Source organism: Roseisalinus antarcticus, assembly GCF_900172355.1.
Taxonomy (GTDB): domain Bacteria; phylum Pseudomonadota; class Alphaproteobacteria; order Rhodobacterales; family Rhodobacteraceae; genus Oceanicola; species Oceanicola antarcticus_A.
In genome coordinates this window covers 14199-33019 of sequence record NZ_FWFZ01000008.1, presented here as the reverse complement: position 1 = coordinate 33019, position 18821 = coordinate 14199, and the positions used below count along the sequence as shown (strand labels likewise).

The window sequence follows — 18821 nt, the reverse complement described above, 5'->3', positions numbered from 1 at the left end:
CCCGGCCAGATTACCGGCTCGCGGCCGCAAAAACCATGTCGATCATCGCCTGCGTGCCGCGGCTGAACTCCAGCGGGCAGGCAAAAGCCTCCTCGCCGCGCACCGCCCGGCCGAAGGCCTCCACCTGAAGCACGTATTGATCCACGGCGGGCCAGCGCTCGGTCACGACCGTTCCCGCCTCGGTCTCCAGCCGCAGGCTGGCCACGTCGAAGACGTTGGCATTGTAGGGGCAGGTCAGGGTCAGCACCCCCCGCTCCCCGTGGAACGCAAGGGACTGCCGGGGCGCGGCCCGCATCGACACCATGCCCGAATAGACGAAGCCCGGAAAATCCGCCGTGATCTGCGCCAGCACGTCGACATCGTTCTCGAACCGCAGCCCGGCATGGGTGATCGTCACCGGCTCCTGCCCGGTCACGAACCGCGCCGAACCGATGGCATAGACCCCGATGTCGGGCAGCCCGCCGCCGCCGGTCTCGGGCCGGTTGCGGATGTTGCCGCCGTCGCGGTTGTCGTAGCTGAAGACCGTATCCACCAGCACCAGATCGCCAATCGCCCCGTCCTGGACCAGCTGGCGGGCCCGCTGGAACTGCGGGTGATGCACGATCATGAAGGCCTCCGCCGCCAGTAGCCCGGTTGCGTCCCGCCGCGCGATCACCGCGTCGAAATCCCCGGCCTTCAGCCCCAGCGGCTTTTCCACCAGCACATGCTTGCCCGCCTCCAGCGCCTTCAGCGCCCATTCCACGTGCAGATGGTTCGGCAGAGGCACGTAAACCGCGTCGATCTCGGGGTCGGCCAACAGCGCCTCATAGCTGTCATGCAACCGGATCCCCGGGGCAAACGCCTGAAATCCCTTCGCTTTCTCGGGCGACGAGGTGGCCAGTGCTGCGAATTCCGCGCCCTCGGCGGCGTGGATCGCCCGCGCCATGTGATTGCGGGCAAACTCGGCGGCCCCAAGAACGCCCCAGCGGATCGTGTCGGTCATGTTCAGGCTCCTTCTTTTCGTTGCCGCCACACAACGCCAGATCGCGCCCCAAGGAAACCCCCCGGGCGGGCTGGACGCGCCGCGCACCGCTCACGATACTGCCGCCATGTCCAGGTATGCACGCGAGATCGCCGGGCTCGACCCCGCCACCGACTTTGAGCGGATCGGCTATCTGCTGGGCGCCTATGAGTTTGCCTGGGACATTGAAAAGGCTCTGCAATTCGCGCTCTTCCGGACATATGCCGTGCCGTCGATCTCGGCCCTGCTGTCGCGCACCGGAGAGTTCGGCCAGCGCCCCCGCAAGCGCTATGACGATACCGAGCTGATCCTGGCCGAGATCGGCGAGCACGGGCAGGACAGCGACCGCGGCCGCGCCGCCATCGCCCGGATGAACGCCATGCACGGCCGGTTCCGGATCTCGAACGACGACATGCGCTACGTCCTCTCGACCTTCGTGATGGAGCCTCTCCGCTGGATCGACCGGTTCGGCAAGCGGCCCCTGACCGAGGCGGAAAAGCTGGCCGGGCTCAACTACTACCGCGCCCTCGGGACACGCATGGGGATCTCCGACCTGCCCGAGACGATCGCCGGATTCGACGCGCTCAACCGGGCCTATGAGGCCGCGCATTTCCGCTTTGCCGAGAGCAATGCCGAGATCGGCGGCACCACCCGCGACCTGCTTCTGGGCTTCTATCTGCCGCGTTTCCTGGCGCCGCTGGGCCGGCCGGTCGTGCACGCGCTCTGCGATCGGCCGCTGCGGGACGCCATGGGCTTTGCCGATCCGCCTCGCTGGCTGGAGCGGCTCGCCGTGGCGGGCCTGCGCGGGCGGGCCCGGGTCCTGCGCTGGCTGCCCGCCCGGCGGCGCCCCCGGCTGATCACCACCAAGCGCCGCGCGACCTATCCGCAGGGCTACAGGATCGAACACCTGGGCACCTTCGCCCCGCGCGAGCGCCCGGACTGACGCATCCCCTTCGCCAACCTTCCCCACCTTCCCCGACCTTCCCCGACCTTCCCCGTGGGGAATACGCACGTTGCGCCGGCGGTTCGCGCAACACCGCCGGCGCCCGGACAACCGCGCCCAGGACAACCGCCCGCAGGACAACCGCCCGCCTCGGGCGCATCTTGCCTCTTGTCGCCATCGCGGCGAGAACTAGCCCCCGGGGGAGGACGGTGCGCGTCATGGAGATCATGTGTCTGAACGGCTGGGGCGGCACGCTTCATGCGGCGCTGCTGCCCTATCTGGCCGAAGCGGCGCCCGATATCCTGTGCCTGCAGGAGGTCATTCACAGCCCGTCGTCGGCGCAGGATTGGCTGACCTACCGCGATGGCGATCACATCCTGCTCCAACGGGCGAACCTCTTTCGCGACGTGGCCTCTGCGCTGCCGGAGCACGTGGCGGTCTTTTGTCCCGCCGCGCAGGGCGAGCTTTGGGACGGGGACGTGTCGATCCCGTCGCAATGGGGCCTTGCGACCTTCGTGCACCGGTCCCTGCCGATCATCGGCCAGGCGCAGGGCTTCGTTCACAAGGATTACTCTGCCGTCGGCTTCGGCGCTCACCCCCGCTCTCGCAGTGCCCACGGGGTGCGGGTCTGGGATCATGAGGCGGGCCGCGCCGTCAGCGTCACCCATATGCACGGGTTGCGGGATCTGGCCGGCAAGATGGACACGCCCGAGCGCAAGGCCCAGGCGCAGAGGCTGCTGGAGCTGTCGCGCCAGGTCGCCGCGCCCGACGACCTCACGGTGATCTGCGGCGATTTCAACGTGGAGCCCGACAGCGAAACGCTGGCGATCCTGGCAGGTAGCGGCATGACCGATCTGGTGACCGCGCGGGGCTTCGAGAGCACGCGCACCTCGCACTACGGCAAGCCCGGGCGGTTCGCCGACTACATGCTGATCGACCGCGAAGACGCCGTGGCGCGGTTCGAAGTGATCCGCGACCCGGAGGTGTCGGACCACTGCCCGCTCAGCCTGCGGGTCTAGCCCGGGTCGGACAGCCGGGTTCCGCGCAATCCGCCGCCCCGCCCGCGGTGGCCATATGCCGAACGCCACCGCCCTCGCTCAGCTCAGCGAGGGCGGTGGCGATTTGAAGGCCGCGGCGCCCGGTCGGCGCGGGGCGGCGCGTCGGTTTCGGGGCTGTCGGCGGCCGGTGGCGCAGGACCTCCTCAGGCGCTGGCCAACATCCCGGTTTCGCGGGCAAGCTCGGTCATGCGCTTCTGCAGCTTCTCGAAGGCCCGCACCTCGATCTGGCGGATCCGCTCGCGGCTGACGTCGTACTGGCCCGACAGATCCTCGAGCGTGACCACCTCGTCCTGCAGGCGACGCTGCACGAGGATGTCCTTTTCGCGGTCGTTGAGCACCTCCATCGCCTGCGCCAGAAGCTCGCGCCGGGCGGTCAGCTCGTCCCGCTCCTCGTAGTCGCTGGCGGTGTTGGCGTCCTCGTCCTCCAGCCAATCCTGCCATTGCGTCGCGCTGTCACCCTCGGAGCCGATCATCGCGTTCAGCGAGGCATCGCCCCCCGACATGCGGCGGTTCATCGACACGACCTCGGCCTCGGTCACGCCGAGATCCGTGGCGATCTGCTTGACGTTCTCGGGCCGCAGGTCGCCCTCTTCGAGCGCACCGATGCGGGCCTTGGCCTTGCGCAGGTTGAAGAACAGCTTCTTCTGCGCCGACGTCGTGCCGAGCTTCACCAAGCTCCAGGACCGCAGGATGTATTCCTGGATCGAGGCGCGAATCCACCACATCGCGTAGGTCGCAAGGCGGAACCCCTTTTCGGGGTCGAAGCGCTTGACCGCCTGCATCAGGCCGACGTTCGCCTCCGAGATCACTTCGGCCTGGGGCAGGCCGTAGCCGCGATAGCCCATGGCGATCTTGGCCGCGAGGCGCAGGTGCGAGGTCACCATCTGGTGGGCGGCGTCGGTATCCTCGTGGTCGACCCAACGCTTGGCGAGCATGTATTCCTGCTCCGGCTCCAACATCGGAAAGCGACGGATCTCCTGAAGGTATCTGTTCAGGCCCTGTTCCGGCGTCGGCGCCGGAAGATTTGCATATGTTGTCATGTCTGTCCCCTCCCAATGTATATGGGGTTAACATGGATATGGTCGCGCTATCGGACCTGTTCAAGACTCGGTAGTTCAGTTTTCTTACGCGGACATTAACGCACCATGCAATGGGTCATACCCCCATGACAGCGCGCTCCCGCACATGTGTATGTGTATTGCAGGTTAAACGCGCAGAATGTCGCAGAGTTCCTGCATGTCTTGCGGCATTTCGGCGACGAATTTCAGCATTTCGCCCGTGACCGGGTGGCGAAAGCCCAGCGTGGCGGCGTGCAGGGCCTGGCGCGGGAAGGCCGCGACCGCGTCTCGGGCCGCCTGAGAGGTCGCGGTCCGGGACAGCTTGCGCCGTCCGCCATAGACCGGATCGCCGATCAGGCCGTGGCCGACATGGGCCATGTGCACCCGGATCTGATGGGTGCGCCCGGTTTCCAGCTGGCATTCCAGCAAGGCCGCGACGGGCGGTGCGCCGAAGGGTTCGAGCACCCGGGCCCGGGTCGTGGCGTGGCGCCCGCCGGACCAGACCACAGCCTGCCGCTGACGGTCGGTCTTGTGGCGGGCAAGCTCGGTCTGGATCTTGAGCACGCCGCCCGGCTCGAACGAGGTGCCGCGCACGCCGCGGATCCGCGGATCGCCCGGGTCCGGCAGGCCGAAACAGAGCGCGAGATAGCGCCGCTCGGCGGTATGCGCCTCGAATTGCAATTGCAGGCCGTGGTGGGCGCGGTCGGTCTTGGCCGCCACCAGAAGGCCGGTGGTGTCCTTGTCGATCCGGTGCACGATGCCGGGGCGACGTTCGCCGCCGACGCCCGAGAGGCTCTCTCCGCAATGGTGGATCAGCGCGTTGACCAGGGTCCCGTCGGGGGTGCCGGGCGCGGGGTGGACGACCATCCCGGCGGCCTTGTTCACGACGATGATCTCGGCGTCCTCATGGCGGATGTCGAGGGGGATGGCCTCGGCGCCCATGTGGCTGGGCTCGGCCATGTCGAGGGCGATCTCGACCGCGTCGCCGACGCCCACGCGGGCCTTGAGGTCGGTCACGATCACGCCGTTCACCCGCACCGCGCCCTCGGGGATGATCCGGGCCAGGCGCGACCGCGATAGCGCGGCCTCGGCTGGCACATCCCGCGCCAGCGCCTTATCAAGACGGGGCGGCGGATCGGGGCGGATCCGGAAAGTGACGAGAGAGGGCGGCATGAACGGGGCTCCTGAAGACGACGACGGCAAGCTGCCGCCGCACCTGAACAGCCTGAGACGGCTGGTCACCGTGCTGACGATGGTGATGATCGGAGGGTTTCTAGTGCTGATCGCGGCGCTTGTCATCCGACTCAACGCGGACCCTTTGCCGCTGCCCGATCGGATCGTCTTGCCCGCGGGCGCGACGCCCTTCGCCTTCACTCAGGGGTCGGACTGGTTCGCGGTGGTCACCACCGGCGACCAGATCCTGATCTATGACCGCGCCTCGGGCCGGCTGCGCCAGGAGATCGAGGTGACGCCGCCCTGACAGGCGGCCCGGCCGGACCGGTCGCCCGGCGGGACGCGCCGCCGCTGGCCCATGCGGGGACCGGCTAGCGGCGCCAGAGCCAGGCGTGGCCCGCCAGCGCCCCCTGCGCCTTGGCAAGGCCGCGGTTCCAGCGCGAAGGCCGGGGAATCTCCCCCGAGATCAGCCGGTCCACGGCGACCTGCACCGGGCAGGGCCGGCGCGTGACCGGGTCGAAATAGCGCGGATAGTCGATCAGCGCCGCATGGGCGAGCGCCAGGAGGTCGGGCCGCGCCCGGCGGTGGGGCACGCCGCCGCCGCGATCCTCGGTCAGCCCCCAGCCCGCATAGAACGGCCGCCCGAGGCAGACCACCCGCTTGCCGCGCAGCAGCGCCTCGAACCCCAGGGTGGATGTCATGGTCCAGACCTCGTCCACCGCCGCCAGCGCCGCCATCGCGTCGGTCCGGTGCAGCACCGCGTCGGCGAGGCTGTCGGCATCGGGCACGGCGCCGTCCCGCAGGCCGGCCTCCACGTCCGGGTGGGGTTTGTAGAGGATCACCGCCGCCGGGTTGGCCGCCCGGGCCGCCGCGAGCAGCGCGCGGTTGGTGCCCACATTGGTGGCCCCGAGGCGGATCGAGGCGTCATCCTCCACCTGCCCCGGCACCAGGATCCGCAGCCCCACCGGCAGACCCTGGGGCAACCCCGCGCCGCCCAGGTTGTACTTGCCCACGCCCTCGGCCGTCAGACGCCGGATCAGCCGCGCCGCACGGGCGCGCGCACCCTCCGACAGGCCGCCCGAGGCCGCGATCAGCCGGTCGAGGCGGCTTTCGCGGATGGGGTCGTAGTAGATGCCCAGATCGTCGAGCACGAGGCTGAGCGGCGCGATCAGGTCCGCGCCAAGCCCGCGCGAGCGCAGAAAGCCGTCCTCGACACGGACCGCGCCGGCGGCGTCGAGCTCTGGCGTACATTTGCCGGCCCAGACCATCAGCCGCGTGTCCCCGGCCCTGGCGATGGCCTGGGCGGGCTGCTCGACATAGCGGATCGAGCGGGTGCGGCCGAAGACATCGCGCAGGGGCTTGCGCTTCCACAGGCGCATCCCGGTGGCGGTCCAGCCCTTGCAGTCGTCGCGCCAGGCGCGGGTGTCGGCGTCCAGCAGCATCAGCGCGTCCTCGAAGGAACAGAGCTGGTCGCGGAACGGATCGTACCAGACCGGATAGAGGATCATCGCCGCGGCGAAGAGCTGGGCCCGGGTCAGCCGGCGCTGCCGGCGGTCGAGCGGCTGGCGGTCGTCGGTCAGCCCCCAACCCATGTAGAACGGCTGGCCGGTGACCACGGGCCGGTGCCCGGCCAGGATCGCCTCGAACCCCAGTTGCGAGGACAGGGTATAGACACCGACCGCCCCCTCCATCAGGTGCCAGGGCGAGACCGCGTCGGTCAGCAGCGCCTCGCCCGGGCGCAGATCCGCGGCCGTGATGTGGCCCGGACGGTGGCCGGTGGCGGTCTCGGGGTGGGATTTGACAACGAGACGGGCGCCGGGATGCTCTTCGCGGGCGAGCATCATCAGCTCCAGAAAGCTGTTGCGGCCGCCGCGGCTGGCACGGACGCTGGCATCGCCCTCGGTCTGGTCGATCACCAGCACGTAGCCGGGGTCGGGCACCGGCGTGTCGGGGTCGAACCCGGTGTATTTCGTCAGATGCAGCCGCCGGAGGTCGGCGATGCCGCTGCGGGCGCGGTCAAGCAGGACGGTGTCGTCGAGCGGCGCCTCGGCGCACAGACGCTCCAGGTCGCTGACGGTGGCGGCGTCGAAATGCACCCCCGAGAGGTCGAGATGCAGGCCGAGGCCGGGCCCGCCCCCCGCCCGACCCGGCAGGACCGAGCGCAGGAAGGCGTCCTCGACCCGCAGGACGGGCGCGTCGCGGCGGGCGGCCACGGCCTCGCCCCTGGGCGCGGTGGGCGACTGGCCCCAGACGCCCACCAGGTCGCCCGGGCCGGGGGCGCCGATACGGATGTCATAGCCCGAGAGCGAGAGGATACGGCGGACCCGTCCTTGCGTCAGGAATCCGCCGTTGTAGACATAGAGGCGCCGGGGGTCGCCCGCGCCCGCCACATCATTGACCGACGTTGGCCGCGGCGTTCGTCGCTGCACCCACGGAGTTCAGCGAGCCGGTCAGCGCCGAGATCGCCTTGTTGAACTGGGTGAAGGGCGCTTCGGTCACATAGACCGTGTCCCCGTCGCGGATCGCGAAATCGCGCGCGAAGAACAGCCCGTTGGGCCGGGTGAGGTCGAGCACGTAGACCACGCGCTGGGTGCCGGTCAGCTCTTCGCCCACCAGCTGCTCGGTGATGGCCTCGGGCTCGTTGCGCAGGATGAAGACGCCGGTCGGGTCGGCCAGCGCGGGATTGAGGCCGCCGACCTGGGCGATGGCCTCGATGGCGCTGATGGTCTGGCTCTCGAAGGGTACGCGGCTTTGGGCGCCGGTCGCGCCGAGCGCGGTGAAGGAGCGGGTGTCGGCCTCGACCAGGATCCGGTCGCCGCTGCGCAGGGCGATGTCGTTCTGGGCCGCGTAGACGTCGCTGAACCAGACGTCGCCGGTATGGCCGCCGCGGCTGACGGTGACGCGGGCGATCTCGGGCTCGACGGCGACGCCGCCCGCCCGCGCCAGCATCTGGCTGAGGGTCCGGGTCGGCCGCTCGATCGCATAGACGCCCTGGGTGCCCACGGCCCCTACGACCGACACGGTCGCGCCGTCGCCGGCCAGGCGGCGCACCTGAACCTGGGGATCGGGGGTCTGGTCGCCCAGCCGTTCGGTGATGATCTGGCGGATGCGGTCGGGCGTGTTGCCGGCGGCGCGGATGCGGCCCGCGTAGGGCACGAAGATGAAGCCGGCGCCGTCGACCTGCACCTCGTCCAGAACGGTCGCGTTCTGGCCGGTGGGGACCAGCAGGCCGTCGCTCACGTTCTCCCAGATCGTCAGGCCCAGCGTGTCGCCGGGGTTGATGATGTCCGAGCCGACGAGGCCCGCGTTGAGAAACTCCGACGAGAACCCCAGCGCCGGGGCGACGCTGGCAATCGAATTGACGCGATCCGTGACCACGAGGACGAAGGCATCCCCCTGCTGCAGCACCGATCCGTCGAAAATTTCGCCGCGGGTTGGCCCGGACCGCGGAAGGCCGCAGGCGGCCGTCAGGGCCACCGCGGCAAGAAGGGCCACGCCCCGTGTCAGGCGCAAGCGTCTCGCTGTCACTGCTCGGTCTCCTCGACCTGTGTCTGCCTCGATCGTCTGGCGGCTTTTCACCGCGCTATTGTTACAAACGATAGCGCACCGGGCCGGGTCTGCCTAGGGGGGGCGCGGCGCTGCGAATCACCACTGTTGCTGCAAGGTCGCGCAGCGCAAGGTCTAGAGGCCGCGGGGCGTCGGAATACGAGATGAAGCGTCGGGGCGGGCCTTGAGGGCTGTCGGCAGGCCCCCTGCCCGCGCACGACGGGCCCACCGGGGAAACCGGCCGGGCCCGCTTTGGTCCTGTGTGGTCCGCTGTCAGGTGGCGCGGTCCCCGCACAAGGTTCGTGCGGGGACCGCGCCGCCGGCTCACATGTTCTCGTCGGCCCAGGCCTGGACCTCGGCGGCCACCTCCTCGCGCGACCAGTCGTTGGCGGGCGCGATGAAGCTGTCGTCGAGGAAGGTCTCGACGGGGATCTCGGTGTCGATCGCGCCGACCTTCAGCAATCCGGGCTGCAGGCCTTCCCAGGCTTCGAGCTGCAGATCGCCGTGCAGCTCGGTCAGCGGAACGGTGATGTCGATCGCCACGGCCAGGAAGCCCTGGCCAAACTCCTCGTCCTCCCATTCGGCGGGCACGGCGCGGCGCGAGATCTCGGCCAGCACGTCGCGGTTCACCTCGGCCACGTAGGCGCCCTTGGACCAGGCCCGCAGGAAGCCTTCGACCGGGTCGCGCAGCTCGTCCAGGCGATCGGTGTTGATCGCGAAGGAGTTGGCCGGGTTGCGCAACAGGGATTCGGGGGTGATCATCCGCACCTCGATCCCGTTGGCCTGCAGCGCCAGCCAATCCGACGAGGCACCGGAGATGGCCGAGACGGTCTGGTCGCGGAACGCGGCCGCCAGGGTGGGCCCGGAACCGCCGACGACGACCGTGTCGACATCCTCGATGGTCAGCCCCTCGGCCTCGAGCGCCTGGGCCAGGAAGTTGCGGTCCCGGTCGGCCACAAGCCCAACGGTCGTGTCCTCGAGCTCGGCCATGGATTGCGTCTCGCTGGCGGCGGAGACGGCGATGCCCTCGGGTGCGCGCTGGTTGACCTCGTAGATCGTGCCGAGGCTGGCCCCCGCGGTGACCGCGGCCAGGGTCTCGTTCGGATCGAGAATGGCAAGGTCGGCCTGCCCGTTCTCGAGAAACGCCACGTAGGGAATGGACGTCTCGGAGGGCAGGAGATTCACCTCGATCCCCTCCTCCTCGAAATAGCCGAGCGCCTCTCTGGCGATCAGCGGATAGAAGATCGTCGACCGCGGAAGCGGGTTGATCAGGTTGATCGTCGTCATCTCCTGCGCCCAGCTTGCCGCGGGCGCGACCATCCCGACGACCGATCCGACCAGAATTGCCTTGGTGATACTCATGTGTCTCTCCTCCCCGAAAGTGACGTCCGGCGCGGCGTCGCTACTGCGACGCGCGCCCGGACGATCCATGATACGTGCAAACGATTGCATAAAGCGAGCAATCGTTTGCACTGCGCTATTTACAGACTCTCTGACCATGCGTCAAGCCGCCTGTTGGAAAGCCTTGAATGGCAGGCCCTGCGGGGGTGCGGCACCTTGCCTGCGCATTCCATCTGCACACCTTGCCTAGATCTGCACACCCTGCCGGGCCGGCAGGACGCGGCGGTCCCGGGACCCGGAGCCCGATCCAAGGGCACCGACAGCGTCGACGCCCAAAAAGGCAGCAATTTGCAAATACACGGCATCACAGGACGCCGAAACCTACAGGAAATCACAGAAAATACTTGCACCAGCGTCAAAGGTTAATAAAAGTAAGGACAGAAAAGTAAGGGATCGGATGGCGCGATTGCGTGACCTGGAGACAGGACATGCAGGTAAGGCCATTCGGGTCGGTATTATGCGACGAAGGAGTCGATAAAAGAATGTTTAGCAGAATCAAATCACTTGCCGCAGCAGCGGTACTGTCCATCGCACCGGTCATGGCGGGTGCGGTAACCTTCGACTCGACCCTGCAGACGAGTGCAATGTCGGTTGGAACGCCCGATTCGTCCACGATGACGTTCAGCTGAGCCGGAGTGGCTCCGGGCAACCCCGCGCGAGGGTTCGTCACCTTCACCACGGCAACGGATGTCATCCTGTCGTTGACCAGCTTTATGTCGACGCAGTCGGGCATCTCGACGGTGGCGGTCTTCAATGGCGTCCAGACATTCTCTGCCCAGCCGATCGATGCCACGGTTGTTCCGACGACCATGATCAGCCCCGGCGGGTCGGGCGACATCGCTACTCTGACTGGCGGCGGGCAATACACCTTCCTTCTGCAGGAATATGGCAATCCGTCCAACGGCCTGGCGACGTTCAGCCTTGCGGCCGTGCCGCTCCCGGCTGGTTTGGTGCTGCTGCTGACCGGCCTTGGTGGCTTGGTGCTGCTGCGCCGCAAAGGCGTCTCGGCCGTAGCCTCAGGCGACCACGGGCGGGGTAGACCCGCCCGACACAATTAAGAAGCCCGACTGATTTTTAAGAGCGCATTCCGGGTTTCGCGGCACAAAGAGGCTCCGGCGAGATTTTTCGCCGGGGCCTTTTTGCGTTCGTGGTCACCTATCGTGTTTCGAACGTCCACGAGAGCGGCGGGCCCCGGAACAACCAGGGACGATAGAGCATCCGGCGAAGGTCGTGCGCCTTGTCCTGTGCGTCGGCGGCCCCCAATCGCATCGCCGGCGTCCGCATCACGGGACTCGACAATCCACGCTTCGGCCCTTGAACGACCTCGGACGAGCCCGGAACGCCGACCGAGGACAGCCCCGGTTCGACATCTGTGTTCCACTGTCCGCAGATGCCGGCCCGACGTAGTGTAGAGGCTCGAACCAGTTGCAGTAGACCCGATGGATGTTGGCCATGGCGACCAGGACGGCCGGACTGAATACCGCACCGTCGAAGTGGCTGGGACCGTAACAGGCGGATTTTCCACCCGCACGCTCGATCGAGATCTTTGGCGTCCGCAAGGAATTCACGAACGCCGAAACAGGCTGGATCGTTGCAATGGGTATGCGTCGCGCGCGTGCATGACGCGGATCGGTATCGGCAATGTCCGAGTCGAAACCAGTCGAGCGCAACTTCTTGCGGTATTTTCTCGGATGAGTGGGCTCTGTCGCACAGATCTCGTGGTGGATTCATCTCGTGGCTCCAGCGTGGTAGCTCGGCTCCGTGAGCAGACCGACACCCCCGACCGACACCCCCGACCGACAAGACCAGGGATTGGCCAGCCTGCACTGAAGCGCGCTCGTGCGCCCCGCTGCGGCCTCGCTGACGATCTGGTTCCACCCCGAGATGACGTGGGGCACCCAGCCGACTGGCAGACGCGGCCCCCACAGACCGCTGCACCTGCTGATCCCTTCTCATGGTTTGCAAGCAAACCGCTGTCAGGCGCTGGATGGCACCGGGATCGAGGTCGAGGGCCAAGGCGGGTGGAACGCCCGCAAGCATGGCGGTCCCAAGCGGGGTCGCCAGTGTCACTCGGACCAATGGCGCGACATGGCTCACCTGGCGCCGGATCCAACTCGGGATCGACGAGCAAACACCGGAAGTCCGAGCTGTTGAAATCGCCAGAAACCATGTCGGCGACGCACCTGTCTTGCCCGATCTGCTTTGCCAGTTCCCGGCCGATGAGCAGATCGGCAGCGACACTGCCCGCTCTCGGCAGATGGGTTTGCATTCGCCTGCCGGGCAATGGACAATGCCCAGGAGATGCGCAAATGCCACGACGTTTTCGCCGACCGCGATGCGCATGCCGCAAGCCCCCAGGGCTTGGCCCGTTGAGGGCTGAATTGATCACCCGGATCATTTCCTGATCGACCTTCGCTCTTGCAGGAACGCCCAGCCCTGTCAGCCAACGACAGCACCGAGGTGCTTCGCACGTCGGAATACCTCGGTCGTGCCATCTGGCAAAATGGACCGGACACCACCGCCGAAGCCGCGTCGAGACGATCCCTCTCGTGACATTGCTGCTCAATGCACTGCCGGTCAGTGGATGCACTGCATGAACCTGCCGGGCCGACGCCTTGTGGCGCGGGACCTCGACCGTCGGGTCACAGAAGTCCAAGGCCGCATCGCCGTCATGAACGGCGACACCGCGCTCGGCCTGACCGTCGCAATAGCCGTGGGACAATTCCGTCCGGGGATTTGGGTCGCCCGATCACAAGCGACTTGTGCAAACGACTCCTGTCAGTTGACCACGCGAAGCGGCTGGCGCGGCGCGGCCTTGCCGGATTTCAGCGCGTCGTAGGGGTCTTCCTCGTCCAGCATCATGTCGACCACCTGCCGCATCAGATGCCGCCGCCCCCGCGCTGAATAAAAGCCCCCGGCGACCTGGCTCGTCTCCAAAAGAAAGCGGCGGTAATCCTTGTAGGCCCGGTTGTCGGGCCGCCCGGGCTGGGCGAAGAAATCCGGCAGCGGCAGGGTCGAGACGAATTCGGGCTTGTTGTAGACAGCCTTGCCGAAGACCTTGAGCGGGATCCCCCGCCAGAGCACCTGCTGCGCGGCGGTCGAATTCACGGTCACCGCGGTGCGGGCGTGATCGAGCAGCCCCGCAAGCTTGCCGCCCCGCACATAATGCACCCGCGCGTCCACGCCCTTTTCACGGGCCACCGCCATGATGATCCGCCGCAGCGGAGAGCGTCCGTTCTCCAGCGGATGGGCCTTGAAGACCAGGTGGTGATGGCGCGGGGCGCCCTTGGCGAAGCCGTCCACCACCAGCTCGATGAACTCCTTCATCCGGGTGAAGGGCGAGTGCATCTGAAAGCTGGCGTCGTGTTCCAGCTGCATGAGCACCAGGTGATAGGGAAAGCCGCCGTATTTGATCCGCGCAGTGGCGATGATCCGGTCGAGCGAGACAAATGGCATCAGCAACAGCCGTCGGGTATAGAGCAGCCCTTCCTTGGCGACGGTCAGCTCCCGATGCCGGCGAAAGTTGCGATACTCCGCACTGCGGAACAGCAGGAACCAGTGGTAGAGCGCCCCGTAGAAGACGTGCTGCCGCATGTCGCCCCAATGGGCGGGCGGCTCGGGCACGTCGAGGTCCGACATCTCGAGCGCGCGGGTCATCTCGGCGATCGTCATGTCCATCAGGCGGGAATGGCCGTTGGTGCCGTCCCGCTCGTAGGTGACCCAGTAGGGCCGCATGTAGCCCTCCTCGAAGACATGGATCGTCAGCCCCAGATCGCGGGCGGCGGCGACCGCCTCGGCATGGATCGGACGGGTATCGCCGTAGAGCACGATGTCGGTCACGCGTTTTTCCGCAACGATGGCGCGGAACGTGGCCGGCCAATCCTCGGGCATGCCCTTGAAGCCGATGTAGTTGTGAAACGAGAACCAGAACGCCCGGTCGCCGCCGTTGAAGCCCACGCGCCAGGTGCGCACACCTGCCCGGTCGAGCATCTTGCTCAGCCGGTGGAAGAAGGGGCCGTGGGGGCCCTGCAGGAACAGGAACGTGCGGTCTTGATGCATGGTCATTGGCTATATGGCCCGTGATATTTGCGAAAGCGTTAAGCCCGCAAGCCGGCGGAAGTTGGGCAGGATGCGCTCGCTCGCGTGGCATGATCCTGGGCGCGCGACGGGCTTCCGGCGCGGCGGCGATGCTGCTAAGCGGGGGCCTGTCCGAAGACACCCACGCGGAGGCAAGACATGTTCACCGGCATCATCACCGACCTGGGCGAGATCCTCTCTGTCGAGCACCGCGGCGACCTGCGCACCCGGATCGGCACCGGATACGATGCCACCGGGATCGATATCGGCGCCTCGATCGCCTGCGACGGGGTCTGCCTGACGGTCGTGGCCAAGGGCAGCGAGCCGCGGGGCTGGTTCGACGTGGACATCTCGGCCGAGACCGTATCGAAGACGGCGATCGGCCGGAACAACTGGGCTCCGGGCAAGCGGCTGAACCTGGAACGGGCGCTGAAGGTCGGTGACGAGCTGGGCGGTCATATCGTCTCGGGTCATGTGGACGGCGTGGCCGAGGTGGTGGCGGTCCGGGAGGCGGGCGACAGCACCCGGATCACCTTTCGCGCTCCCGAAGAGCTCGCGCGATTCGTAGCACCCAAAGGGTCGGTCGCGCTGAACGGCACGTCGCTGACCGTCAACGAGGTGGAAGGGCGGGACTTCGGCGTGAACCTGATCCCGCACACCAAGCAGGTCACGACCTGGGGCCTCGTTGCTGAGGGCGACGCGGTGAACCTCGAGATCGACACCCTCGCCCGCTACTTGGCGCGACTGCAGGAGTGGGGATGACCCCGAAGCCTGTCGTCGTCGCCTCGCCCGAAAGCGCGGACGGCACCCGCTGTGTGGACATCTACCGCTGGCCGGACGGAAGCTTCGGCTTTCGGGAATGTCGGCGGGACCCGGAGGACGGTCACGGCTGGCGCCCCCTTGGCGCCGGGCGCGACGGCTTCGCCTCCCAGGCCGCCGCCTTGCGGGCCGCCAGGGAGAGCGCGGGCTGGCTGCTCTGACCGGGTGCGCGGTCGATACCGGGCCCCGATTATTCGCGAATAATCGGACACGATCTTCGCGAAGATCGTGCAAGACTATTCGCGAATAGTCTTTGGCGCCCCGAGCAAGCGGAGGTGTCACAGGCAATGTGCGCCGCCCTCCCCTTCCCAACATGCGCACCATGGTCTATCTGCCACTCCAAAAGCGCGGATGGATCATGACACAGACCTATGAAAATCCCGGTCCCGTCGAACAGGACTGGTCCGATGCCATCTCCCCGATCGAGGAGATCATCGAAGACGCCCGCAACGGCCGGATGTTCATTCTTGTCGACCACGAGGACCGCGAGAACGAGGGCGACCTCGTGATCCCGGCCCAGATGGCCACGCCGGATGCGATCAACTTCATGGCGACCCACGGCCGCGGCCTGATCTGCCTCTCGCTGCCAGGAGAGCGGATCGACGCGCTTGGCCTGTCGCTCATGTCGACCAACAATTCCAGCCGGCACGAGACCGCCTTCACCATCTCGATCGAGGCCAGGGAAGGCGTCACAACCGGCATCTCGGCCCATGACCGGGCGCGCACGGTTTCGGTCGCCATCGACCCCGCGCGAACCGAAGCCGACATCGCCACCCCCGGCCATGTCTTCCCCCTGCGCGCCCGGACCGGCGGTGTGCTCGTCCGCGCCGGCCATACCGAGGCCGCCGTGGACATCTCGCGGCTGGCCGGCCTCAACCCCTCCGGCGTGATCTGCGAGATCATGAAGGAGGACGGCGCCATGGCCCGCCTGCCTGATCTCGTGTCCTTCGCCCAACTGCATGGGCTCAAGATCGGCACCATCTCGGATCTCATCTCCTATCGCCGGCGGCACGACAACCTTGTCCGGGTCCGAGCCGAAAGCACGATCGAGAGCGAGTTCGGCGGCACCTGGCAGATGAAGATCTACACCGACGAGACCCATGGCGACGAACATATCGTCCTGACCAAGGGCGACCTGACCGGCCCCGAGCCGGTGCTCGTCAGGATGCACGCCATGGATCCGCTGCTCGACGTGATCGGCACCGGGCCCAGGGGGCGGGCGGCCGAGTTCTCGCAGGCGATGCTGGCCGTCGCCGAAGAGGGCCGCGGCGCGGTCGTCCTGCTGCGGGACACATCGATGAAACTGACGCTCGATGATGATTCATCGCCCCAGACCCTGCGGCAATACGGGCTGGGGGCGCAGATCCTGTCCTCGCTCGGCCTGTCGCAAATCACCCTCTTGACGAATTCACCCCGGCCCAAGGTGGTGGGCCTCGAGGCCTATGGCCTGGAAATCGTGGGCACCCGCAAGATATCGGAGCTTGGCTGATGGCTGGCGCGTCTCATACCGAACTCGACCTTCCGACCTTCGACGACCCCGTGAAGGTGCTGCTCGTGGTCGCCCCGTTCTACCGCGACATCGCCGACGGGCTGATCGCCGGGGCGACCGCCACGCTGGAGCAGGCCGGCGCGACCTGGGAGATCGTCGAAGTGCCCGGGGCGCTCGAGATTCCCACCACCGTGGGCATCGCCGGGCGGTTGTCGAATTTCGACGGCTACGTGGCGCTCGGCTGCGTCATCCGGGGCGAGACCAGCCACTACGACACCGTGTGCAACGATTCCTCGCGCGCACTGACCCTGCTGGGCCTGTCGGGCCATTGCATCGGCAACGGGATCCTGACGGTCGAGAACCACGAGCAGGCCGCCGTCCGCGCCGACCCCGCCCGGATGAACAAGGGCGGCGGGGCGGCCGCCGCGGCCCTTCACCTGGTCGCGCTCGCCCGGAAATGGGGCGGGGCGCGCAAGGGCGTGGGCTTTGCCCGCGACGTCCAGATGGCCGGCGACGGCGACGGGCCGGCCTCGGCATGACCCAGACCGCAGGCATTTCCGGCAACCAGCGGCGCAAGATGCGCTCTGCCGCACGGCTCTATGCCGTTCAGGCCCTGTTCCAGATGGAGCAATCGGATTCCTCGGTCGACCGGGTGATGCGCGAGTTCGAGGATTTTCGCTTTGGCGCGACCTACGACGAGGTCGAGATGGCCGAGGGCGACGTCGACACCTTCCGCGCGATCTGCGAGGGGGCGGTCGATGCCCAGGCGAAGATCGACCAGATGACCGATCGGGCGCTGGTGGCCAAGTGGCCCATCGCCCGGATCGACCCGACCCTGCGGGCCCTGTTCCGCGCCGCGGGCGCCGAGATGCTGGGCGACCAGACCCCGCCCAAGGTGGTGATCGTCGAGTTCGTGGACGTGGCGCGGGCCTTCTTTCCCGATGGCAAGGAGCCGTCCTTCGTCAACGCGGTGCTCGACCACATGGCCCGCGAGGCACGTCCGGAGGCGTTCTGAGCCACCGGCCCGTCGGATCGGCCCCCCCCCGTGCGCCGTCGGATCGGCGGCCCTCTGCGCCGCGACCCGGCGAGGGAAGCGGCCTGGCGCCTCACCGAGCCCGCGCTGCCGGCCATCCCGGGGCCCCTGTGCGCGGCGCTCCGCCACAGGCGGTGGCGGTATGCTGGAGCCGGGGCCGCGATTGCGGTAAAGTAGCGATAACGGAGAGTAGCGATGACACCGACCCCCAGCCTTGTGCGTCTTCCCAGCCTTGTGCATCTTCCCAGCCTTGTGCGCCTTTATGTGCGCAGTTGCCTGATCGGCTTCGGCGCCGCGGCGATTTTCGTGGTGCTGATCCTCTGGGCCGACGTGGCCAACCTGCGCCACCTGGTGATGTCCGCCCCGGGCGGGTGGCTCGCGGTCGGATTGCTTTGGATCTTCAACGGGATTGTCTTCGCTGGAGTGCAGTTCGGCATCGCCGTGATGGCCATGGCCGAGCCGCCGAGCGATGACAGCGGCCCGCCGGAGCCCGTGGCCGAGCGGCTGGCCGTCCCGATCCGGATCACCGAGGCGCCCGGCCGGGCCCGCTGAGCGCTGCACATGCCCTGCCCTGCGCCTCACTGCACTGACCTGCCGGGTCAGGCCGTCAGGCAACAGCAAAGACGGAGACCGCGATGACAGACCCCCGCATTCCGCAGGACCTTGTTGACAACATCCGCGAGAACCGGACCCGACTGCGCTGGATCGGCGTGGGGCTGCTGGTCGCGGGCACGCTGGCAATCCTCTTTCCGCTGGTGGCCTCGATCTCGGCCAAGGCCCTGTTCGGCTGGTTCCTGCTGATCGTGGGCGCGGCGGTTCTCTGGCACGCGTTCCAGTCGCGGTCCTGGAAAGGGGCGCTGCTGTCGGGGGGGATCGGCGTGCTGCAACTCGCGCTGGGCGTCTACCTCGCGTTCTTCCCGCTGACCGGGCTTGTGGGGTTGACGGCGCTGGTGGGGATCCTTTTTGCCCTGCAGGGGGTCGCGGAGCTGGCCATCGCCTTCGGCCACCGCGAAGGGGCGCAGGGCTGGGGCTGGATGGCGTTTTCCGGCGCGGCCTCGCTGGCGCTGGGTCTGTTGCTGGTCCTCGGGCTGCCGGGCACCGCGCTCTGGGCGCTGGGGCTTATGCTGGGCATCAACTTCCTGTCCTCGGGGATCGGCCTGTTGGCGCTTGTGGCGCGGGTCTAGGCCCGGCAAAGGGGCTGCGCCCGTCTGGCGGCGCAGTCGC

Annotated in this window: 18 protein-coding genes and 1 pseudogene; 12 read left to right on the top strand and 7 right to left on the bottom strand. The window is 67.7% G+C overall.

What is annotated here, in order from left to right; all coding sequences use genetic code 11:
• Nucleotides 1-10: 10 nt before the first annotated feature.
• Nucleotides 11-982 carry a Gfo/Idh/MocA family protein gene (locus ROA7023_RS09500; RefSeq protein WP_085878785.1) on the bottom strand — a complete coding sequence of 324 codons (972 nt, stop codon included), beginning with the start codon at nt 980-982 and terminating at the stop codon, nt 11-13.
• A gap of 106 nt (nt 983-1088) precedes the next feature.
• Between ROA7023_RS09500 and ROA7023_RS09495 the strand changes: the two genes are divergently transcribed.
• Together ROA7023_RS09495 and ROA7023_RS09490 are read left to right on the top strand one after the other, a co-directional pair.
• On the top strand, nt 1089-1943 hold the full coding sequence (locus ROA7023_RS09495; protein ID WP_085878948.1) for an oxygenase MpaB family protein: 855 nt from the start codon (nt 1089-1091) through the stop codon (nt 1941-1943).
• 218 nt (nt 1944-2161) lie between these two features.
• Entirely contained in the window at nt 2162-2962 is an 801-nt protein-coding gene (locus ROA7023_RS09490; protein ID WP_085878784.1) for an endonuclease/exonuclease/phosphatase family protein, read from the top strand.
• Nucleotides 2963-3144: 182 nt separating this feature from the next.
• On the opposite strand, the gene rpoH is transcribed toward ROA7023_RS09490, so the two are convergent.
• Nucleotides 3145-4041 carry an RNA polymerase sigma factor RpoH gene (gene rpoH / locus ROA7023_RS09485; RefSeq protein ID WP_085878783.1) on the bottom strand — a complete coding sequence of 299 codons (897 nt, stop codon included), beginning with the start codon at nt 4039-4041 and terminating at the stop codon, nt 3145-3147.
• 165 nt (nt 4042-4206) lie between these two features.
• A complete protein-coding gene (locus ROA7023_RS09480; protein ID WP_085878782.1) occupies nt 4207-5232 on the bottom strand; it encodes an RluA family pseudouridine synthase in 1026 nt (341 codons plus the stop codon).
• Between ROA7023_RS09480 and ROA7023_RS09475 the strand changes: the two genes are divergently transcribed.
• Complete coding sequence (locus ROA7023_RS09475) at nt 5231-5539, top strand: DUF6476 family protein (RefSeq protein ID WP_085878781.1); 309 nt, start codon at nt 5231-5233, stop codon at nt 5537-5539. The two genes, ROA7023_RS09480 and ROA7023_RS09475, sit on opposite strands and share 2 nt — an antisense overlap.
• 64 nt (nt 5540-5603) lie before the next feature.
• Here the strand turns inward: ROA7023_RS09475 and ROA7023_RS09470 are convergent, their stop codons facing one another.
• The 3 genes from ROA7023_RS09470 to ROA7023_RS09460 form a co-directional block, all read right to left on the bottom strand.
• Nucleotides 5604-7661 carry a capsule polysaccharide biogenesis protein gene (locus ROA7023_RS09470; protein WP_234992113.1) on the bottom strand — a complete coding sequence of 686 codons (2058 nt, stop codon included), beginning with the start codon at nt 7659-7661 and terminating at the stop codon, nt 5604-5606.
• Complete coding sequence (locus tag ROA7023_RS09465; RefSeq protein WP_085878779.1) at nt 7624-8760, bottom strand: polysaccharide biosynthesis/export family protein; 1137 nt, start codon at nt 8758-8760, stop codon at nt 7624-7626. Before ROA7023_RS09465 ends, ROA7023_RS09470 begins: the two co-directional genes overlap by 38 nt.
• 342 nt (nt 8761-9102) lie before the next feature.
• Nucleotides 9103-10140 (bottom strand): ABC transporter substrate-binding protein, encoded by a 1038-nt coding sequence (locus ROA7023_RS09460; protein WP_159458473.1) that lies wholly within the window; start codon nt 10138-10140, stop codon nt 9103-9105.
• Nucleotides 10141-10814: 674 nt separating this feature from the next.
• Between ROA7023_RS09460 and ROA7023_RS09455 the strand changes: the two genes are divergently transcribed.
• Together ROA7023_RS09455 and ROA7023_RS23765 are read left to right on the top strand one after the other, a co-directional pair.
• Entirely contained in the window at nt 10815-11237 is a 423-nt protein-coding gene (locus tag ROA7023_RS09455; RefSeq protein ID WP_234992112.1) for a VPLPA-CTERM sorting domain-containing protein, read from the top strand.
• Nucleotides 11238-11953: 716 nt separating this feature from the next.
• Nucleotides 11954-12898, top strand: a pseudogene (locus tag ROA7023_RS23765) (transposase); the annotation flags it as partial.
• A gap of 59 nt (nt 12899-12957) precedes the next feature.
• Here the strand turns inward: ROA7023_RS23765 and ROA7023_RS09450 are convergent.
• The gene (locus ROA7023_RS09450; protein WP_085878776.1) at nt 12958-14244 is read right to left on the bottom strand and encodes a capsule polysaccharide biogenesis protein; all 1287 of its coding nucleotides are present in this window, start codon (nt 14242-14244) and stop codon (nt 12958-12960) included.
• Between the two features lie 171 nt (nt 14245-14415).
• Between ROA7023_RS09450 and ROA7023_RS09445 the strand changes: the two genes are divergently transcribed.
• The 7 genes from ROA7023_RS09445 to ROA7023_RS09415 all read left to right on the top strand — a co-directional run bounded on the left by ROA7023_RS09445 (nt 14416) and on the right by ROA7023_RS09415 (nt 18781).
• Nucleotides 14416-15018, top strand: a complete 603-nt coding sequence (locus ROA7023_RS09445) for a riboflavin synthase (protein WP_085878775.1) — start codon at nt 14416-14418, stop codon at nt 15016-15018.
• Nucleotides 15015-15236: a hypothetical protein gene (locus tag ROA7023_RS09440; protein WP_085878774.1), complete on the top strand. Its 222-nt coding sequence runs from the start codon at nt 15015-15017 to the stop codon at nt 15234-15236. The genes ROA7023_RS09445 and ROA7023_RS09440 overlap by 4 nt, the downstream gene beginning before the upstream one ends.
• A 197-nt stretch (nt 15237-15433) precedes the next feature.
• Nucleotides 15434-16564: a 3,4-dihydroxy-2-butanone-4-phosphate synthase gene (gene ribB / locus ROA7023_RS09435; RefSeq protein ID WP_085878947.1), complete on the top strand. Its 1131-nt coding sequence runs from the start codon at nt 15434-15436 to the stop codon at nt 16562-16564.
• On the top strand, nt 16564-17103 hold the full coding sequence (locus tag ROA7023_RS09430; protein WP_085878773.1) for a 6,7-dimethyl-8-ribityllumazine synthase: 540 nt from the start codon (nt 16564-16566) through the stop codon (nt 17101-17103). Before ribB ends, ROA7023_RS09430 begins: the two co-directional genes overlap by 1 nt.
• Nucleotides 17100-17579 carry a transcription antitermination factor NusB gene (gene nusB, locus ROA7023_RS09425; RefSeq protein WP_085878772.1) on the top strand — a complete coding sequence of 160 codons (480 nt, stop codon included), beginning with the start codon at nt 17100-17102 and terminating at the stop codon, nt 17577-17579. Before ROA7023_RS09430 ends, nusB begins: the two co-directional genes overlap by 4 nt.
• A 213-nt stretch (nt 17580-17792) precedes the next feature.
• Entirely contained in the window at nt 17793-18149 is a 357-nt protein-coding gene (locus tag ROA7023_RS09420) for a hypothetical protein (RefSeq protein WP_085878771.1), read from the top strand.
• 83 nt (nt 18150-18232) lie between these two features.
• Nucleotides 18233-18781, top strand: a complete 549-nt coding sequence (locus ROA7023_RS09415; protein ID WP_085878770.1) for an HdeD family acid-resistance protein — start codon at nt 18233-18235, stop codon at nt 18779-18781.
• Nucleotides 18782-18821 lie beyond the last annotated feature (40 nt).